Genomic DNA, 3,050 nt, shown 5'->3' with positions numbered 1-3,050 from the left:
CTCGCGGCGCCATGCCACCATCCGGAAGGCGAACACCAGCGCCGACAGGACGGTCGCGGCGACCGGCCCCCAGGTGTCGGTCCCCACCGCGACGGCCGTCAGGGCGGCCCCCGTCGCCGCCGGGATGACGTACAGGTTCGAGCCGCTGAACACCGCCGGGATCTCGTTGGCCACCACGTCGCGCAGGAGACCGCCGCCCACTGCGGTGACCACGCCGAGCAGCAGCGCCGACGCGATCGGCATCCCGTGGTCCAGCGCCCGGGCCGTGCCGAAGGTGCAGAACAGCCCGAGACCGGCGGCGTCGAACGTCACGATCAGCGTCCGCACCCGGTGGATGAGCGAGCCGAGCAGGTACACCACGATCGCTGCGACCACCGGGGGGACCAGGTAGACCGGCTGCGACAGCGCGAGCGGCGTGACGCCCAGCAGGACGTCGCGGATGATGCCGCCGCCCAGGCCGGCGAGCAGCCCCAGCACCAGACCACCGGTGATGTCGATGTCCTTCCGCGCCGCCAACAGGTTCCCGGACAACGCGAAGAAGAACACGCCCATCAGGTCGAACCACAGGACGAGTGGCGAGGACTCCACGACCGACTTCCTAGACCACCGCGTCCGCGGTGGAGCGGGCGTGGTGACGGCGACGGACGGAGCGGAACGTCCAGAGCTTGTTGACGACGAAGTTGATCGGCATCGTGATGAGGATCGTCAACAGCTGACTCCAGTACTCCCGGGAGTGGATCCCCGCGTCCTCGTGCCACCACGGTTCGGGCAGGTAGAGCGGGGAGGTGGGGTTGGTGAAGGCCAGCTTGATGAAGATCCCCGCGGCCGCAGCCACCGATCCCACCAGCAGGAACGGCCAGAACTCCTGCATGACCGGCGCCTTGTGTCCCTTACCGAAGGTCCAGTGCCGGTTGAGCATGAAGTTGTAGACATTGGCCACCAGGAACGCCACGATCCACACCAGCGTGGTGAAGCGGAAGTTGTACTCCGTGCCGGAGAACGGGAACAGGATGTCCTGGGCGTTCTGGGTCCCGCCGTTGGCCCTGTTCATCAGAACCGTGACGATCATGTTGACGACCATCCCGGACCCGCCGACGATCCCGAACATGAGAAACTGACGGGCGCTTCGTCGATAGCGACCGAGTTCGGACGGGGCCGGGTTCACAGCGAGCCAGTCTAGGCCCACGGACCCGGACTAGCCTGCTCCGTGCCCCTCCGGGACCCGTTCGGACGGGTCCTCGATCGGACCCGGGGCGGTGCCGGCGCCGAACGGGCGGCCACCCAACTCCTCGCGGTGATGCGGGGAGAGGAGGCCCGCGAGGTCCGGCCCCTTGGGCACGATTCCGGTGGGGTTCACGTCGCGGTGGACGTTGTAGTAGTGCTCCTTGATCTGCGGGAAGTCGCAGGTGTCACCGAAGCCGGGCGTCTGGAACAGGTCGCGCAGGTAGCCCCACAGGGCCGGCATCTCGGTGATCTTGTTGCGGTTGGCCTTGAAGTGGCCGTGGTAGACCGCGTCGAAACGCACCAGAGTGGTGAACAGCCGGATGTCCGCGACGGTGATCGTGTCACCGGCGAGGTACCGACGGGTGGTCAACCGCTCCTCGAGCCGGTCCAGCGAGGCCCAGAGCTCGTCGTAGGCCTGTTCGTAGGCGCCCTGCTCGGCCGCGAAACCGCTGCGGTACACGCCGTTGTTCACGGTCGGGTAGATCCACGAGTCCAGTTCGTCGATCTCGTCGCGGTGCTCGTCGGGGTACAGGTCCGGGGCGCCGTCACGGTGGAAGGCCGACCATTCCGTGAGCAGATCGAAGTTGAGCTTCTGGTACGCGTTGGTCACCACCGACCTGGTGGGCAGGTCGACGAGGGCCGGGACGGTGATGCCCCGCGGGTAGTCGGGAATCCGGTTGAAGTAGGCCTCCTGGAGCCGGTGCATGCCCGTGACCGGGTCCTTGCCGTCGGGGTCGAGGTCGAAGACCCAGGAGTTGACGTCGTGGGTCGGGCCCGCCAGACCTATGGAGATGGCGCCCTCCAGACCCATCAGACGGCGGACGATGATCGAGCGGCTGGCCCAGGGGCACGCACGGGCCGCCATCAGGCGGTACCGTCCGGCCTCGACGGGCCACCGCATCTCGCCGATCTTCTCGCCCACCGGGTCCGATCCCGCCGGGAGATCCGCCACGACCCGATCGTTGATGTAGGTGGCGTCGCGGACGAACTCCCCGTCCTCCGAGGCGTTCTTGGCTGCGATGAACTCGGTGTCGTCTGCCATGGGGTCTCCTACGGTCGTCGTCGCGGCCAGTGGTTGATGCATCACCAACATACCCGGTCCCCCGCCACCGCGCCAGCACATCCGGGTGATCCGGGGCGCCCGGTGTGCCACGCTGGCCGCATGGACTCCGCGCACGTCGACGACGTTCCCACCCGCTACGCCGAGTTCGCCGAATTCGAGGTCCGCGGCCGCACCCCTGTCTACCTGGCATGGGCCCGGGGGATCGCCGGGGACCCCGCGACGTGCGAACTCATCGGGAGACTGCCCCGGATCAAGAGACAGCCCGCACTCGTCTTCGCCTCCGCCCGGCACGCCGGCGCGCCCGAGACCGAGGACTACCCGGCGTTCCGGGAGTTCGTCCACGCCCACTGGACGCGGATCGAACAGATCGCCCTCACCCACTCCACGCAGACCAACGAGGCCAAGCGGTGCGCGGTACTCCTGCCGTTCCTCTCGCTGCTCCCGGGCCCGCTCTCGCTCGTGGAGATGGGAGCCTCCGCCGGTCTGTGCCTGTACCCGGACCGGTACGCCTACCGGTACGCGCTCGACGGCGGCTCCACCCACGAGCTGCGACCGGTGGGATCGGACACGGCCGCCTCCGCCGCCGACATCCCGGTCCTCGACTGCGCCCTGCGCGACGGCGTCCCCCGCCCGCAGTCCCTGCCCGACGTCGTCCACCGAGGCGGGGTGGACCTCTCCCCGATCGACCCCGCCCACGCCGACTCGCGGGCCTGGCTACGCAGCCTGATCTGGCCCGGGCAGCAGTCCGAGCGCGTGCCCCGCC

The 3,050-nt window shown here is 68.9% G+C and carries 4 protein-coding genes; 1 reads left to right on the top strand and 3 read right to left on the bottom strand.

The annotated features are described in order from the left end of the window. From G6020_RS06930 to G6020_RS06920, 3 genes are all read right to left on the bottom strand, one after another. A partial coding sequence (locus tag G6020_RS06930) for a TRIC cation channel family protein (RefSeq protein WP_182610117.1) occupies positions 1–588 on the bottom strand: 588 nt, incomplete at its 3' end. A 10-nt stretch (positions 589–598) separates the two neighbouring features. Further along, positions 599–1,165 (bottom strand): GtrA family protein, encoded by a 567-nt coding sequence (locus G6020_RS06925; RefSeq protein WP_259844393.1) that lies wholly within the window; start codon positions 1,163–1,165, stop codon positions 599–601. Positions 1,166–1,195: 30 nt separating this feature from the next. Next, positions 1,196–2,266: a glutathione S-transferase C-terminal domain-containing protein gene (locus G6020_RS06920; protein ID WP_182610116.1), complete on the bottom strand. Its 1,071-nt coding sequence runs from the start codon at positions 2,264–2,266 to the stop codon at positions 1,196–1,198. 120 nt (positions 2,267–2,386) lie between these two features. Between G6020_RS06920 and G6020_RS06915 the strand changes: the two genes are divergently transcribed. Then, positions 2,387–3,050, top strand: a 664-nt coding sequence (locus G6020_RS06915; RefSeq protein WP_182610115.1) for a DUF2332 family protein, incomplete at its 3' end; no start/stop codon positions are given.

It is taken from the genome of Dietzia sp. B19 (assembly GCF_014145155.1).
Classification (GTDB): domain Bacteria; phylum Actinomycetota; class Actinomycetes; order Mycobacteriales; family Mycobacteriaceae; genus Dietzia; species Dietzia natronolimnaea.
Note: the sequence above shows the minus strand (reverse complement) of the source record. Positions and strands in the feature narration are given on the sequence as shown.